Source organism: Corynebacterium sp. CTNIH16, from assembly GCF_032821655.1.
Lineage (GTDB): Bacteria > Actinomycetota > Actinomycetes > Mycobacteriales > Mycobacteriaceae > Corynebacterium > Corynebacterium marquesiae.
Genome location: NZ_JAVBIG010000005.1, coordinates 131589 through 147395, shown reverse-complemented (window position 1 = coordinate 147395; position 15807 = coordinate 131589). Strand labels below are relative to the sequence as shown.

The 15807-nt window shown below is 59.9% G+C and carries 15 protein-coding genes; 10 read left to right on the top strand and 5 right to left on the bottom strand.

Annotation, left to right across the window (positions count from 1 at the left end):
- Positions 1-20: 20 nt before the first annotated feature.
- Positions 21-596, bottom strand: a complete 576-nt coding sequence (locus RAE04_RS06560) for a 5-formyltetrahydrofolate cyclo-ligase (protein ID WP_198492743.1) — start codon at positions 594-596, stop codon at positions 21-23.
- Between the two features lie 67 nt (positions 597-663).
- Between RAE04_RS06560 and RAE04_RS06555 the strand changes: the two genes are divergently transcribed.
- The 4 genes from RAE04_RS06555 (at position 664) to glpR (ending at position 5185) form a co-directional block, all read left to right on the top strand.
- Positions 664-1590, top strand: coding sequence for a UTP--glucose-1-phosphate uridylyltransferase (locus RAE04_RS06555; protein ID WP_317026825.1), 927 nt, complete (start codon positions 664-666; stop codon positions 1588-1590).
- Positions 1591-1644: 54 nt separating this feature from the next.
- Positions 1645-2955, top strand: a complete 1311-nt coding sequence (glp, locus tag RAE04_RS06550) for a gephyrin-like molybdotransferase Glp (RefSeq protein ID WP_317026824.1) — start codon at positions 1645-1647, stop codon at positions 2953-2955.
- On the top strand, positions 2955-3665 hold the full coding sequence (locus tag RAE04_RS06545) for a GNAT family N-acetyltransferase (RefSeq protein WP_269953248.1): 711 nt from the start codon (positions 2955-2957) through the stop codon (positions 3663-3665). The genes glp and RAE04_RS06545 overlap by 1 nt, the downstream gene beginning before the upstream one ends.
- Positions 3666-3808: 143 nt before the next feature.
- On the top strand, positions 3809-5185 hold the full coding sequence (glpR, locus tag RAE04_RS06540; protein WP_317026823.1) for a gephyrin-like molybdotransferase receptor GlpR: 1377 nt from the start codon (positions 3809-3811) through the stop codon (positions 5183-5185).
- Between the two features lie 14 nt (positions 5186-5199).
- Here the strand turns inward: glpR and RAE04_RS06535 are convergent, their stop codons facing one another.
- Entirely contained in the window at positions 5200-5916 is a 717-nt protein-coding gene (locus RAE04_RS06535) for a DNA-3-methyladenine glycosylase I (protein ID WP_317026822.1), read from the bottom strand.
- 156 nt (positions 5917-6072) lie between these two features.
- Here RAE04_RS06535 and RAE04_RS06530 point away from each other — a divergent pair, with 156 nt between their 5' ends.
- Complete coding sequence (locus tag RAE04_RS06530) at positions 6073-6486, top strand: DoxX family protein (RefSeq protein WP_317026821.1); 414 nt, start codon at positions 6073-6075, stop codon at positions 6484-6486.
- On the top strand, positions 6473-7174 hold the full coding sequence (locus tag RAE04_RS06525; RefSeq protein ID WP_317026820.1) for a zf-HC2 domain-containing protein: 702 nt from the start codon (positions 6473-6475) through the stop codon (positions 7172-7174). Before RAE04_RS06530 ends, RAE04_RS06525 begins: the two co-directional genes overlap by 14 nt.
- 17 nt (positions 7175-7191) lie before the next feature.
- Here RAE04_RS06525 and RAE04_RS06520 read toward each other — a convergent pair whose 3' ends face one another.
- On the bottom strand, positions 7192-8811 hold the full coding sequence (locus tag RAE04_RS06520; protein WP_317026819.1) for a dolichyl-phosphate-mannose--protein mannosyltransferase: 1620 nt from the start codon (positions 8809-8811) through the stop codon (positions 7192-7194).
- A 24-nt stretch (positions 8812-8835) separates the two neighbouring features.
- On the opposite strand from RAE04_RS06520, the gene rsmI reads away from it, so the two are divergent.
- From rsmI to metG, 3 genes are all read left to right on the top strand, one after another.
- Positions 8836-9690, top strand: a complete 855-nt coding sequence (rsmI, locus tag RAE04_RS06515) for a 16S rRNA (cytidine(1402)-2'-O)-methyltransferase (RefSeq protein ID WP_317026818.1) — start codon at positions 8836-8838, stop codon at positions 9688-9690.
- 248 nt (positions 9691-9938) lie between these two features.
- Complete coding sequence (locus RAE04_RS06510; RefSeq protein WP_317026817.1) at positions 9939-11795, top strand: BCCT family transporter; 1857 nt, start codon at positions 9939-9941, stop codon at positions 11793-11795.
- Between the two features lie 153 nt (positions 11796-11948).
- Positions 11949-13781 carry a methionine--tRNA ligase gene (gene metG / locus RAE04_RS06505; RefSeq protein WP_317026816.1) on the top strand — a complete coding sequence of 611 codons (1833 nt, stop codon included), beginning with the start codon at positions 11949-11951 and terminating at the stop codon, positions 13779-13781.
- Positions 13782-13915: 134 nt separating this feature from the next.
- Here metG and RAE04_RS06500 read toward each other — a convergent pair whose 3' ends face one another.
- Both RAE04_RS06500 and RAE04_RS06495 read right to left on the bottom strand, forming a co-directional pair.
- A complete protein-coding gene (locus RAE04_RS06500; RefSeq protein ID WP_225747289.1) occupies positions 13916-14416 on the bottom strand; it encodes a GNAT family N-acetyltransferase in 501 nt (166 codons plus the stop codon).
- 10 nt (positions 14417-14426) lie between these two features.
- Positions 14427-14921, bottom strand: a complete 495-nt coding sequence (locus RAE04_RS06495; protein WP_317026815.1) for an N-acetyltransferase family protein — start codon at positions 14919-14921, stop codon at positions 14427-14429.
- Between RAE04_RS06495 and RAE04_RS06490 the strand changes: the two genes are divergently transcribed.
- The gene (locus RAE04_RS06490) at positions 14920-15774 is read left to right on the top strand and encodes a TatD family hydrolase (protein WP_317026814.1); all 855 of its coding nucleotides are present in this window, start codon (positions 14920-14922) and stop codon (positions 15772-15774) included. The genes RAE04_RS06495 and RAE04_RS06490 overlap by 2 nt on opposite strands.
- The last annotated feature ends 33 nt before the right edge of the window (positions 15775-15807 follow it).

The window sequence follows — 15807 nt, the reverse complement described above, 5'->3', positions numbered from 1 at the left end:
TGGTTCCCGCACTCTAAAAACTAGAAGCGGGTGATGCCCTCTGCGGTGACGGCGGCATCAACCTTGCGGTCATGGTCCTCGGTAGGCAGCTCGTCTAGGAATTCGGAGGGGTAGACCATGGCGAAAACCGGCGGCTTACCGTGGGGAAGCGGCTCTAGTGCGCGGTCATAGTAGCCGCCGCCCTTGCCCATGCGGTTGCCCTTGGCATCTACTGCCATGGCGGGGGCGAGCACTAGATCGCACTCGGCCAGCACGCTGCTATCAAAGCTTGGGCCCTGGGGCTCATTCAAACCCAATGGGCTGGTGTGCATGGCTTCCTTGCCGCGGTATTCGGCAAAGGTCAGCGTGCCATTCTCGCCGGAAATTGGCAGGAGAACGCGGGAAACATGGGCCTTGAGCCACGGCACAAAGTCCGCACCACCGGGCTCAGAACCCAAAGGCCAGTAGGCGGCCACGGTCATGGACTCGGTGAGTTCGGATTCGAGATGCTTACGCACGCCAGCGGTAAAGGCATCGTGGTCCTCGGAGGATAGTTCGCGGCGGGCCTGGACCAAGCGGGCCCGCAGCTCGTTTTTGGCGGTAATGGAAGAGGTCATAAATAAATCATAACCCCGCGGCGTAGCGGTGCACGGGAAAATAATGTGGCGTTGTACGCTATTGTGCATGGCTATAGAACGCGAAGATTCCGCCCGCGGAATCACCACGGTTGTAGTTCCAGCGGCAGGTATGGGCACCCGATTTTTGCCCGCCACCAAAACGGTTCCCAAGGAACTACTGCCCGTTGTTGATACTCCCGGCATCGAACTCATCGCAGAGGAGGCAGCTTCTGTAGGTGCGCGCCGTCTGGCGGTGATTACCGCGCCCGATAAGCAAGAAGTCATGCGCCACTTCGAGGCTTTTCCCGAGCTGATAGAGACCCTTGAATCCCGCGGCAAGAACGAGCAGGTGGCCAAGGTTAAGCGCGCCAACCAGCTCATTCACCCCGTTGCGGTGGAACAGGAAAAGCCGCTGGGCTTGGGCCACGCGGTGGGCCTTGCCGAAGAGGTCCTTGGGGAAGACGAGGATTCCTTCGCCGTCATGCTCCCCGATGACATTGTGCTGCCCGCCACCGTCATGGCCGATATGGCGCGTGTGCGCGCGGCATTGGGTGGCAGCGTGCTATGCGCTTTCGAGGTCCCGCGCGAGCAGACCTACAACTACGGCGTCTTCGACGTGGAAGATACCGATGCCCCTGGCGTGAAGAAGGTCGTGGGCATGGTGGAAAAGCCGGCAGTAGAGGATGCTCCTTCTAACCTCGTGGCCACCGGCCGCTACCTTTTGGACCGCAAGATCTTTGATGCCCTGCGCCGCATTAAGCCGGGCAAGGGCGGCGAGCTGCAGCTTACTGACGCCATCGAGCTCCTCATCGAGGAGGGTGAGCCCGTCCACGTGGTAGTCCACCAAGGAAAGCGCCATGATTTGGGCAATCCCGGCGGCTATATCCCCGCCAACGTGGACTTTGGCCTGCGCGATGAAAAGTACGGCCCCACGCTGTATAAAGCGATTAAGCACATCATCGCCGAGTATGAGGACGAGCACGGCCTAGCCTAGGGATTTCCTAGTGGCTAAGGATGTGGAAGCGAAGAAAGGGCGGGCATAGACCTTATGCGTTCAGTTGATGACCAGTTGGCGCTGGTAACGGATGCGGCGACGACGCCGGAGCCGGTGCGCATCGGTATTTCCAACGCGCTGGGTTTGATGTGCGCCGAGCAGGTACAGGCTAACCAACCCCTGCCAGGCTTCCCGCAAGCGGCCATCGATGGCTACGCGGTGCGCGCCGTGGATATTGGCGGCGAGCGGGGTCTGCGGGTGCGCCGCCACAAGGACCAGGAGAACCAGTCCACTGAGGGCGAAGAGGATGCGGATTCCCCGCAGCCGGAGGTAGAGCGTTCCTTGCCCGTGGTGGGTGAGGTTCCGGCCGGCTCCAAGCAGCCGCTGCGCTTGCAACCTAAGCAAGCGGTGCGCGTATATACGGGTGCGCCTTTGCCCACGCTTGCCGACGCCGTCCTTCCCCTCGAGTGGACCGACCGCGGCCGCAAGCGCGTTACCGCCCACCGCCCGGTGCGCTCTGGTGACTTTGTGCGCCGGGTAGGCGACGATATCCAGCCTGGCGATGTCGCTGTATCCTCCGGCACCGTCCTGGGCCCAGCTCAGATTGGCCTTCTAGCCGCGGTGGGCCGCTCAAAGGTGCTGGTGTATCCGCGCCCGCGTATTACCATCATTTCCTTTGGCCGCGAGTTGGTTGACTTGGACCAAGAGCCGGCGCTGGGGCAGGTCTTTGACGTGAACTCCTATTCCTTGGCTGCCGCGGCCCGCGAAGCCGGGGCAGAGGTGCACCGCGTGGGCATTGCCGAAGGTGAGCCGCGTCGTATCCGCGAAGCGTTGGAAAAGCACATTGCCCGCAGCGAGGTGCTGGTTATCTCCGGCGCGGTGGGTGGCGCTGGTGCCGAAGCAATCCGCGAGATTCTCGACGACCTTGGTGATATTGATACCTCGCGCGTGGCCATGCACCCCGGCTCCGTCCAAGGTTTTGGGCTGATGGGCGAGGAGCGCATTCCTACTTTCTTGCTGCCGTCCAATCCGGTGTCCGCGCTTGTGGTCTTTGAGGTGTATATCCGCCCGCTTATCCGCTTGGCGCTGGGCAAGCGGAATGCGCACCGCCGTGTGGTGCGTGCCCGCGCGTTGAACCACATCGATTCTCGCCCCGGCCGGCGCGGCTTCATCCGCGCTCGCCTGATGCGCGATGCCGAAACCGCGGACTACTTGGTGGAAGGCCTCGGCGGTGCCGCAGGTGCCCCGGCACACCTCTTGGCCGGCCTCTCAGAGGCCAACGCCATGATTCGCGTGCCGGAAGAGGTCACAGAAATCCGCCCAGGCGATGTAGTAGATGTGTTGTTTTTGACCCAGCGCAGCTAATGCTCGATCCTTTCGGCAACGCGGCGGATAGGTTTCGCCATCCTGCTACCGGCCCCACCGATGACATGCATCCGGGGTGGCCGGAATCTACTCCTTTTGTCCAGCTTCCCTCCTCTTCTGTCTTTCCCTCGGGGGCGCGGATGCGTTTGCGCCCCCTGCTGCGTTCCGACGGCCATGAGTGGCGGCGTCAGCGCATCGACGATGAAAGCTTCCTCCGTCCGGTTGAGCCGACCCAAGCCGCACCGTGGGCGGCGGCGCATAGCCAGCAGGCGTGGTGGAATCACCTGATGTACCTGCGCACCGCCGCGCGTGAGGCGCTGGTGATCCCGCTTGTCATTGAGGTGGAGGGGAAATTCGCAGGGCAGGTAACCCTGGGAAACATTCAGCATGGCAGCATTCGCGATTGCTGGATTGGCTACTGGGTATACTCCGCGGTTCACGGCGCCGGGGTGGCTACGGCCGCCACCGCTTTAGGCGTGGACCATGCCTTTGGACGGGTGGGTTTGCACCGCGTGACCGCCACCTATCTGGAGCACAACCCAGCCTCGGGCCGCGTCTTGGCTGCCAACGGGTTCCGGCATGAGGGGTATTTGCGGCGCAATCTACATATCGACGGCGCGTGGCAGGACCACCACTACGTGGCGTTGGTGAAAGAAGACTTTGCCTCTACGGCGGTGGAGCGCCTGCGTCAAGCTGGACGACTGGCGTGAAATAGCGGCCTAACCGCTGGGATTCCCACCTCAATTTTCACATAAGTCACAACATTGTAATTTGTGCGAATTTGGGGTGCTACGGTGCGGTTTCACCGTTTAAGGTGGAGTAATCATCTGTATCCAAGGGGAAGGTCCTTTTCGTGTCGACAGCTGTGCCGATTATCGCGATCATCGTGGTGTGGCTCTTCGTGCTCGCACCGTGGCTATTGGGTAGGAATAATCGCCCAATGAGCCATACCGGTGAGGCCTTTGAAGATACCCGGGTCCTCTTTGAAGGAGATTCCGGCAAGGTCGCTGGCCGGCGTCGTCCGCGCCTGCGCGCTGAAGACGTCCACCGCCGTGACGATGAAGACGAGGCGGACTACGAAGTCGTCGAGGTTGCAGACGCTGCCAACAGTGAATCCGATGCCGAGACCACCAAGCCCTCGTCGCGCTCCGTAACGATTGCCGGCGCCGCACGCCGGGCCAAGTCCCAGCCCTTCGGCAGCGGTAGCCGAGCGTTTACTGGCGCTTCCGCCTCCACCGCGGGTGAAGAATCCAAGGAACAGGCAGAAACCATCGACGGCGAATTGGTGGAAGAAGCGATTGCAGAAGAAGACGAGTCTGCAGTCGAGCCACAGGCAGCTGCGGTTCCTGCCTCCCAGCAGGCTGATGCGGACAAGGAAGCCAACACCGCAGAGGCAGACGATGTCGATGACGTGCTCCTGGAGGACGAGGACGACGCCGCGGACAAGGCCTCGAAGAACGATGCCGCCGAAGTTGCCGCCGCCGAGGCTGAGGTCTTTAGCGCTCCAGCTGTCTCTAGCGTGGCGAGCGATGCTTATACCTACGACGAAACCTATACCTCGCCGGTAGACCTCATGTATCCGGGCGCCGTAGACAAGGCCGAGGTCAGGGAGAATGACCCCGTAGAGCCTGCCGGCGCGGATGATGTGTCCGAGGCCAAGGGGTCCGAGAAACTAGCAGCGGCCACGGAAGCAGACGAAGCCGGCTTGGATACTGACCTGTCCGAGGACGAGGTCGAATTTGCCCAGCGTCGTTTGGGCCGCGGTGGCTGGGATCCGGTAGCGGAAAAGGAAAAGTCTGCAACGCGCTACCAGCGACGTCAGCGCACCTTGCTGGGGCTGGCCGTGGCTGTGGTGCTCACGGTGGCCCTCGGCATCGTAGTTGGTGGCTGGACTTGGTGGTTGGCTGCGGTCGCCGGCGTGCTCACCGTGGCCTACTTGATCGCCCTTCGCTCTCAGGTCCGCCAGGAACAGGCACTGATGCGCCGCCGTGTGCGCCACCTGCGCCGCGCCCGTTTGGGCGTGCGCAACACCGAGGATGAAGAGCTGAAGATTCCACGCAATCTGCGCCGCCCAGGCGCCGTGGTCGTGGAAATCGACGATGAGAGCCCGGACTTCGTGCATCTTCCGCTGAGCTATAGCGATGGTGAGGACGGCGACTTTGACGGCCCGCACGCCGGGCCGGATGGCTACGATCGCCGCGATGACCTAGCAGCCCGCCGCGCTGGATAAGCGCGTGTGGCGGACTAGCTAGTAGCGCCGTGGAGCTCGTCGGCGCTCGCTGTCTGTGAGTTCGCGATCGCGTTGTATTCCTGCGCTAGGCCATAATTCGGCACGCCGCTCTCCAGCCACACCCCGGAGGTGCCGCGGCGATGAGAGCCGATGAGGTGGGTATCAATCATGCCGATGGCCTCCATGAGGGCGAAACAGGTAACCGGGCCAACGAAGCGAAACCCCTTCTTCTTGAGCTCGCGGGACATGAGCTTGGACTCGTAGCTCTTTTTCGGAATATCCTCCATCACGGTGGGGTAGAGGTTTTCTGGAGGTTGGTAGGCCCAAATGAACTCCGCCAGCCCGCCTTCCTCGCGCAGAGCGATGGTCGCCTTGGCGTTATTAATCGCGGCGCGGATTTTGGTTTCGTTGCGGATAATGGAGGCGTCGCCAAGCAAACGCTCCACGTCAGTCTCGCCGAATTGGGCGACCTTGTCCGGATCGAAGTTGCAAAAGGCCGCACGGAAGGCCTCGCGCTTCTTGAGCACCACCGCCCAGGACAGGCCGGACTGGAAAGATTCGAGACTCAAACGCTCGTAGAGTCCAGCTTCATCGAAAATGGGCAGGCCCCATTCGGTGTCGTAATACTCCTTTAACATCGGCGAGGACATCGCCCAAGGCGGGCGGCCCAGGCCATCATCGTCATAGACCAAGGTGGTTCGCTCTTCGGACTGCGTAGTTGGTTCGCTCATGGTGTTCTCCTTTTATCTTTTGTGCGTGGTTCCCATTGAAACAGCCCGCGCGGCCGTGTTCTTTTCCTTCCCCCGCCAAAGGGCGAATTTCCCAGGAGCATGGGTGTAGTCCATTGCCTTCGCATCGGGTGAGGGGTTCAGGGTAATCTGTTCAGCATGAATAGACCTGCCGTACGCGATGCCGCACTGCTTATGTTTCGAGCGGTCCTCGGATTAATCTTTATCGCACACGGCGTGGACAAGATGTTTATGACCGGCATGGATGAAACTGTGGGGCAATTTTCCGCCCTGGGGGTGCCGCAGCCACAGCTTTCCGGCTATATCGCCGCCATAGGAGAGATGGCCGGCGGTGCATTCCTCGTCGTTGGTCTGCTCACCACTTTTGTCGCCGGGGCACTCGCATTGCTCATGGGCTGTGCCCTGTATTTCGTGCACCTGGGCCACGGGCTATTTGCTGCCGATGGTGGAATCGAATACCCACTGGTATTGCTGTTATCCCTGCTGATGATCGTAATTTTTGGCTCCGGTAGAGCCAGCATGGACGGGGTGCTCAGCAATGTTGACGCATAGCCAGGTCCAAGCGGCTATCTCCGCGCATATGGATGGAGAGCACTCCGAGCTGTCCCAGGACGTCATTGATACTCACCTGGAAAGCTGCGCCGAATGCCGCGCTTTCCGTGACAAGGCGGCCGCGCTATCGCGTTCATTGAGCTTTGTGGAGCCCGTGGATTCCGGCATGGCTCCGCCCACGGATCTTTCTGATGTCATCTTGGCCGGCGTGGAGCCGGAATGGCGACGTACCGCGAGCGCTCGCCAAGCCAACCTCACGGTTGCGCGGGCCGCAATGGTGCTTATGGGGGCCATCTTTGCGATCTGGGCAGTGGTCCTCATCGTGCACGCCTCCGGGCTCGTACCGTTGGGCGCGGAAGGAAAAGTTCTAGATCCCACTGCGGATCCGGAGCGAGCCAACCTGCTGATGGAGGGCGCGGCAGTACGCTTTGGCATGGCCTGCGGCCTATTCTTCAGCGCCTGGCGCCCCGCAGCGCTCACCGGCCTGCTTCCGGTATCGACCACGATGTTTGCCTTCCTCTTCGGCTTTGGAATGCGCGATATAGCGCTGGGTACCGTTACCATTGAGCAGGTGTATTTCCTTATTGCCACCGCGCTGGCAACTATTAGCCTGGCGTGGGCTTGGGCGGCGGAAAAGGGCTACCTCGTGCGCGCGTGGTGGAAGTCCCTCAATGCACAGCCGCAATAAACTTCATTCAGGCGCGGTTAGGTCCAGCTCGGCAGCCACATCATGGAGTGGTACCAGGAATCTGGAATCTTGTAGCCGTACAAAATGGGAGAGAAATAGAAGAACATCGCCACTACCAGGGCTAGGTAGAACACGGCGGCGATAGTACCCCAACGTACAGGGCCGCCGGCCAAGCTCTTCAGCCATCCCCACCGCACAGGCTTGCCATGCCCGATGAGCTGGCCTAAAGCTAATGCAATAAGCACGATGACAAAGGGGATAAAAGCGGTGGCGTAGAAGAAGTACATCTGGCGGTCAAAGGCCGCGAGCCAAGGCAAGAAGCCTGCCGCAAAGCCCACCAAGGGGATAAGGAAGGCACGGTTGCGCCGAATAATGAGTGACCACAGTCCCCACAGCACGGCCGGGATGACCAGCCACCAGATGGCCGGGGTGCCAAAGAGGTAGAGCATCTTGCGGCATTCGTTACTGCCATCACCGCACTGCAGGTCTGTGGAGGAGTAGTACAAAATAGGGCGGGCGCCAACGAGCCAGGCCCAGGGCTTGGAATCCCACGGGTGATGGTGGCCGCCGGAGGAGGTAAGGCTGGCATGGAATTCCAAGACAGAGGAATGGTAGTAGAACCAGCCGGCCAAAGAATCGGGCAGGTGCATTAGCCACGATCCATCCTCGATGGTCCCATCCACCTTGGCATGGCGGTACACGGCGGTTTCGGAGGAAAACCAAGCCCGCCACGTCCAGGCGTAGAGCAGTACCGGCACGAGCACAAGGGAGGCCAGGGCAGCAGGGGTATCGCGCACCAGTGTACCGAGGATATAGCGGCGCACCCCATAGCGCTTGCGCAGGGCAAGGTCGCTAAAGACGGACATCAGGCCAAAGAACATGATGAAGTACAGGCCGGACCACTTCACGCCCAGGGAAAGACCAAGGCAGACACCTGCGAGGAGGCGCCACCAGCGGAATCCAAAGCGCGGGCCGAAGGCGGAAGAGCCCATCCGGTCCTTCAAAAACGCGTTGTGGAGGCGCTCGCGCATCTGATTATGATCGCGGGCGAGCGCCCAGGCGGCGGCTACAACGAAAAAGACTTGGAAGATATCCAGCATGCCGAACTTGGAGGAGACCAAGAGCACGCCATCAAATACGGCGATGAGGCCAGCTAGGGTTGCTACCTGCCAGGATAAAGAGACCCGGCGGGCCAGGGACATCGTCAAGAGCACGGTGGCTGCTCCGAAGAGGGCCGTCATAAAACGCCAGCCCAAAGGGGAATAACCAAAGATCCATTCGGCAAGTGCCACGATCTGCTTACCCAGCGGTGGGTGTACCACCAGACCATAGCCGGGGTTGGTTTCAATACCGCCGATAAAAAGGTTATCCCAGCTTCGCACCATGTCCCAGGCTTGGGGAACGTAGTGCTTCTCATCAAAGACGGGCGTGCCCTTGGAAACGGGCGCGGTAAGTCCGATAAAGCGGGTAATGAGCGCAAGGACGCCGACGACGCTAGTGCTTATCCAGTCAGCCTTGCCCCACGCATAGGCGCGGGGTGCTGGCGGAGCCACGGTGTCGTGCGTGGTGCGCGATGGGGCAGCGGTAGCAATAGTCACTTGGTTGAGTCTAGGCGACAACGTAGCGCAACCGCGCATTAAAGAGTATGGAATGCTAGAAGTATGTCTGCTTTAGGTCTGGATCCACTACCGTGCGGGGTAATCCTCGCCGCCACGCCGCTGGGAAACGTAGGAGATGCCTCCGCGCGTTTAATGCATGCCTTGCAGCATGCGGACGTTATCGCGGCCGAAGATACGCGGCGCGTGCGCAATCTGGCCCAGGCTTTAGGGATCGAGATTTCCGGGCGGGTGGTGTCCAATTTTGATCACAATGAAAAGGACCGAGCCCAGCAGCTTATCGACGCCGCCGCGTCAGGCACCGTCCTCGTCGTCACCGATGCCGGCATGCCCATTATTTCGGATCCGGGCCTGTCCCTTGTGGCCGCGGCAGCCGAGCGGGATATCCCCGTGACCTGTTTTCCTGGCCCTTCTGCCGTGCCGACGGCCCTGGCGCTTTCGGGCCTGGGCGTGGGGCATTTCCTTTTCGACGCCTTTCCTCCTCGCAAGCCCGGTCCCCGCAAGGCGTGGCTGGAGTCACTGCGTAACGAAAAGCGAGCCATCGTCTTCTTCGAATCTCCTCACCGCGTAGCCGAAACCTTGGCCGAGGCAGCGGAAATTCTCGGCGCCGACCGCCCGGCCGCGGTGTGCCGAGAGCTGACCAAGACCTATGAGGAAATCCGCCGTGGCAATCTGGGCGAGCTAGCTGAGTGGGCAGTAGACGGTGCTCGGGGAGAGATCACCGTAGTGATTGAGGGCGGTACTGCCGCTGCCGCTACCGCCGCAGACTTGGTGCCCAAGGCGCTCGAGCTAGCGGACGCGGGGATGCGACTGAAGGACGCGTGCAAGCAGGTAGCCAAAGGCACCGAGGTTTCTAATCGCGATCTTTATGATGCCGCTTTGGCGGCTCGCAAGGATTAGTCCCCACCGCTTATTCGATTACGTCACACCCCCGTAGCGCGCGTAGACGGCTTCACTAACGGGGGATTTGTAATTGAATTGTTATAGTCCTCGGGCGTGTGGGCGGATTAAAGCGGTATTTACATGGGGAAATAAAGCGTAAAAACCTTTCAAATTATTGTGGAAAATCCCTGGGAAACGGCGTTGAGCAGCGAAGTTTCTACGTGCTTCGTTTGATAATTGAGTAGTTCCGCACCACTGTATAGCTCATGACGAACTCGGAAAATATGGGCACAGGCGTGCCAGAAGAAGGAAAGGAACCGGTCGGCGCACAGGCGCAGCCGGCCTCTGCTTCTTCGAGCGGGCAGCCTATTGAGAATTATCAGACTGTAGACGAACAGCTGGACGCACAATCTGCCACCGGCCAGCTTCAGGATATGATTCACTCCGATGGCTTCCACCCGGAGCGCTATGACGATCCTGAGGTGGAAATCGCGGCCGATCGTGACAATATGCCAATCGATTGGTCCATCGTCGGCATCGCCGGTGTTCTGGTCGCCGCGATCGTTGTGTGGGGCCTGGCCGCCCCGGATAACTTTGCCAATTTCTCCTCTTCGGCCCTGACCTGGGTCGTGGACAACTTCGGTTGGGCCTATATCCTCTTCGGCACCGTCTTCGTGGTGTTCGTTGTGTTTATTGCCGCCTCCAAGTTCGGCTCCATCAAGTTGGGCCACATTAATGAGGAGCCGGAATTTTCCACGCCATCGTGGATTGCCATGATGTTCGCCGCCGGCATGGGCATTGGCCTGATGTTCTACGGCGCTTCCGAGCCGCTGGCTAACTACCGTGACGGCACCCCGGGCGAGGGCACTGGCAACGTTGGATCGTCCATGGCCTATGCCATGTTCCACTGGACGCTGCACCCCTGGGCGGTGTACGCCATCGTTGGCTTGGCCATCGCGTACTCCACCTTCCGCATTGGCCGCAAGCAGCTATTGAGCCAGGCCTTCGTGCCGCTCATCGGCGAGCGTAACGCCAACGGTGCGGTGGGCAAGTTCATCGATATCCTGTCCATCTTCGCCACCGTCTTCGGTACCGCCTGCTCCTTGGGCCTGGGTGCCCTGCAGATTCAGGCCGGCTTGAAGGCATCCGGAATCATCGATAACCCCACCAATTCCGTGGTTATCGGCATCGTGCTGGTTCTTACCCTCGCATTCCTCCTGTCCGCGATGTCCGGTGTGGGCAAGGGCATTCAGTACATTTCCAATGCGAATATGGTCCTTGCCGCAGTGCTGGCGATCTTCGTGTTCATCTTGGGCCCGACCGTTACCATCCTCAACCAGATTCCTGGCTCCATTGGTAACTACCTCAACTACTTCACCGAGATGATCGGCCGCACGGCCGAGTCCGAAAACGGCACCGCCGGTGAGTGGCTGTCCGGCTACACCATCTTCTACTGGGCATGGTGGGTTTCCTGGTCCCCATTCGTGGGCATGTTCCTGGCACGCATCTCCCGTGGCCGTTCCGTCCGCGAGTTCTGCCTCGGCGTCCTGCTTATTCCAGCTGGCGTATCCACCCTGTGGTTCGCTATCTTCGGCGGCACCGCTATCCACATGGAGCAAAACGGCGAATCCATTACCGGCGAGTCTGCTGAGGAAGAGCTGTTTAATCTGCTGCAGTCCATGCCTGGCGGCTTCGTTGCCGGCATCGTTGCGGCGGTCCTGTTGTCCACCTTCTTTATCACCTCTGCGGACTCTGCGTCCACGGTGATGGGTTCTATGTCCCAAAATGGTGCTTCTACCGCTAAGCCGTGGCTATCCGCGGCATGGGGCGCACTGACTGCCTTGGTAGGCCTGACCCTGCTCCTGGCTAATGAGGACGCGCTGACTAACCTGCAGAACGTCACCATCGTTGCTGCACTGCCGTTCCTGTTCATTGTCATAGGCCTGATGTTCGCCATCTACAAGGCTCTGAGCGAGGATATTATTTACCTCGAGTACCGCGAGGCACAGCAGTTCCAGCGCAAGATGGCCCGCGAGCGCCGCTTGCACCGCGAGTACCAGCGCACGCAGGTACTTAAGAAGCGCCGCAACGAGCGTCTCAAGCACCCGATGAAGCGCAAGTAATTCGCGCCCTTCACGGTTTGCTTTCATAGCGCCCATCGTTTCCTCAGCAGTGGGGAAGCGGTGGGCGCTTTGTTCTGAAAAAGCGGTTCACCTGCGGAGTAAATGTCTGCCCTAATCGTGTGGGCAGGAGCCGGCTTCGATACAGTAGAACCCATGACTGAGTCTGTAGTAGTAAATGTTGCCTGGCCCTATGCCAACGGCCCGCGCCACATCGGTCATGTGGCCGGCTTTGGTGTTCCTTCTGACGTCTTTGCACGTTTCCAGCGAATGCGTGGCCGCAACGTACTCATGGTCTCCGGTACGGACGAGCACGGCACTCCGCTATTGGTTCAAGCGGACAAAGAAGGCGTGTCCGTTCGCGAGCTCGCAGACCGCTACAACCGCCAGATCGTCACTGACCTAGCCAACCTCGGCCTGTCCTACGATCTTTTTACTCGTACCACCACTCGTAACCACTACTCCGTGGTACAGGAACTCTTCAAGGGCCTGTATGCCAATGGCTACATGCTCAAAGAGACCACCCAGGGTGCTATTTCGCCGTCTACCGGACGCACCCTGCCGGATCGCTACATTGAGGGCACTTGCCCCATCTGCGGCGCGGATGGCGCCCGCGGTGACCAGTGCGATGAGTGTGGCAACCAGCTCGACCCGGTGGACCTGATCAACCCCGTATCCAAGATCAACGGCGAGACCCCAAAGTTCATTGAAACCGAGCACTTCCTGCTGGATCTGCCCTCCATCAAGGAGGAGCTGCAAAAGTGGCTTTCCACCCGTGAGGACTGGCGCCCGAACGTCTTGAAGTTCTCCCTGAACCTGCTGGAGGATATGCGCCCGCGCACCATGACGCGCGATATTGATTGGGGCATTCCGATCCCCGTTGAGGGCTGGCAGGACAATAACGCTAAGAAGCTCTACGTGTGGTTCGATGCGGTCATCGGTTACCTGTCTTCCTCCATCGAGTGGGCATACCGCACCGGTCAGCCGGAGGCATGGAAGGACTTCTGGCAGAACCCGGAGGCCCGCCACTATTACTTCCAAGGCAAGGACAATATCACCTTCCACTCCCAGATCTGGCCGGCCGAGCTTTTGGGCTATGCCGGCAAGGGCAACAAGGGCGGTGAACTCCACCAGTACGGCGAGTTGAACCTGCCTACGGAGATTGTCTCCTCTGAGTACTTGACCATGTCTGGTTCCAAGTTCTCCTCGTCCAAGGGCGTTGTCATCTATGTCAAGGATTTCTTGGCGGAGTTTGGCCCAGATGCCCTGCGCTACTTCATCGCCGTGGCCGGTCCGGAAAACAATGACACGGACTTCACCTGGGATGAATTCGTCCGCCGTATCAATAATGAGCTGGCCAATGGCTGGGGCAACCTGGTCAACCGCACCGTATCTATGGCCTTTAAGAACTTCGGTGAAGTTCCGGCACCAGCGGCGCTGGAAGAAAAGGATAAGGAGATCCTGCAGCTGGCGGAAGAGACCTTCGAGACCGCCGGTGCTTTGTTGGAGCAGTCCAAGTTCAAGCAGGCGATTACCGCTATCATGCACGTCGTCGGCGAAGCCAACGCTTATATTGCAGACCAAGAGCCATGGAAGTTGGCCAAGGATGAGGCCCAGCGCGAGCGCCTAGCTACCGTGCTGTGGACTGCTCTCCAGGTGGTTTCTGACTGCAATGTTATGCTCACGCCGTACCTGCCGTTTACCGCGCAGAAGGTCCATGAAACCTTGGGCCGTAGCGGCGTGTGGGCAGCCCAGCCAGAGGTCCACGATGTCAAGGATGATATCCCCGTAGAGCTCGTTGGTGCTGGCTTGCCGCCAGAGGGCCACGAGTATCCGGTCATCATGGGCGACTACACCCAGCAGCAGGCAAAGTGGGAGCGCATCCAGGTAGAGCCGGGCACCGCCTTGGCCAAGCCGAAGCCGCTCGTTTCTAAGCTCGACCCAGAGCTGGGCGAGACCGGCCCCGAGTGGGCGCCTGTTACTAAGTAACAGCACCTAAAACGGCCGCGTTATGGTCCCCTTTTCGGCGAAGAAAAGGGCATAACGCGGCCGTTTCTGTATTCCGGACTAGAAAGAAAGAGTACGAAATACCCGAATCCTTGCCGGGAAGGGTGGTTGCGGGTTTAGCGCTCGAAATCGCGCTGGAGGTGCACCAAGCCGAGGCGGACGCCATCTTTGGTATGGATATTCGGCATGCGGCCGGTCTCGGTGAAGCCGAACTTCTTGTGCAGGGCGATAGAACTCTCGTTGGTATCGACGATATAGGTGATCATCGTCTGCACGTAGGCGTCGTCGGCGGCGACGTCCATAAGGGCGTCGAGAAGCTCGGAGCCCACGCCCTTACCCTGAGCGGAGGGCGCAATGTAGACGGAATCTTCCACGGTGCCGTAATAGATGGCGGGGGTGACGAACTGGAAGTAGGCCGCCCAACCAATGACTTCATCATCGTGCACGGCTACAAAGACTGGGGAGCCGGCCTTAAACATCTCCTTGAGCCACTCTTCGCGGTCGGAGACATCTTCTTGCCACGTGACCAGGTTAGCGGCGGGTTTCGCTGCGGAGCCGACGTTGTAGATAGCGGTGAGTGCGGGGGCGTCGGCAAGCTCAGCAGGACGGATATGCATAGAAATTCCTTTACACCAGAAGTTGTAGGTGGGTGAGGCTGAACCAGTGATCGAACTTGTAGCAAACCTCTTTAAGAGTACCCACGTTTTCAAACCCGAACTTTTCATGCAACTTTAGCGATGCCGCATTGGTGGAGACGATGAGGGCGAGCAGGGAATGAACCTTTGTATCGGCGCGGGCCGCATCTACCAAGGCACCAAGCAACGCAGTGCCAACGCCCCGGCCCTGAGCAGCAGGGGAGAGATAGATGGTGGTCTCATAACAGCCCGTCCACACCTGCGGATCGCGGTAAGGATAGTAGAGCGCCCACCCCAGGTAGGTGCCAGAATCGGACTCCGCGATGAAGCACGGGCAGCCCTCGTCCCAGATGCCGCGCAGGTAGGCCTCGCGCTCTGCGATGTTAGCCGGGGTAGCGCGGAAAATAACATCGGTGTGCTCGATAGCCCAGTTGAGGGTCTCGGTCATGGCGGGCACATCCGCAAGGCCAGCGGGTCTGATCAACATGGCAGCCAATATTACAATTGCCTACATGGCTAAAAAGAAGCGACGTCCCACTCCCGTTCCGGCACCGGGCCTAAGCGGCCTCATCGATGCGCACACGCATCTTTTTTCACACAAGGACACCGATGAGGTGCTGGTCAATCGCGCGCGCACCGCCGGTATTAGCCGCATGGTGACGGTGGGCGATGACCGCCGTGAATCGGCAGCGGCTCTAGCTACTGCACATTCCTTTCCGGATGTGTATGCCGCCTGTGCCATCCACCCAGTGCGCGCCAACGAGTTGGATGCACCTACCAAGGTGGCACTGGAGGAGATGGTGGCGGATCCGCGCTGCGTAGCAGTGGGAGAGACCGGCCTCGATGCCTACTGGGTGCAGCACGAGCCGGAGACCACCGCGACCATGGCCCAGCAGGAGGAATCCCTGCGCTGGCATATTGACCTTGCGGTGCGCCATGGCAAGACGCTGATGATTCACAACCGCGAGGCGGATGCGAACCTGCTGCGCATTCTTGCCGACGCCCCCGCGCCCGACACCGTTATGCTGCACTGCTTTTCCTCGCCGCTGAAAGTAGCAGAGGAGGCCTTGGAGCGCGGCTACGTATTGTCCTTCGCCGGTAACGTCACCTTCAAGCGCAATGCCGAGCTGCGGCAGGCGGCGGCGAAGGCGCCGGCCGGCCAGTTATTGGTGGAAACCGATGCGCCATATATGACGCCAGAGCCCTACCGGGGCCAGCGCAATGAACCGGCTCTTATCGGGCACACATATGAATGCATCGCTCGCGTGCGCCACCAGACGGTGCAAGCGCTAGCGGCGGAGGTAAATGACACTTTTGATCGTGTCTACGGCCTGCGCTAACGCCTAGGTGACGGTTTTCACAAAAATAAAACC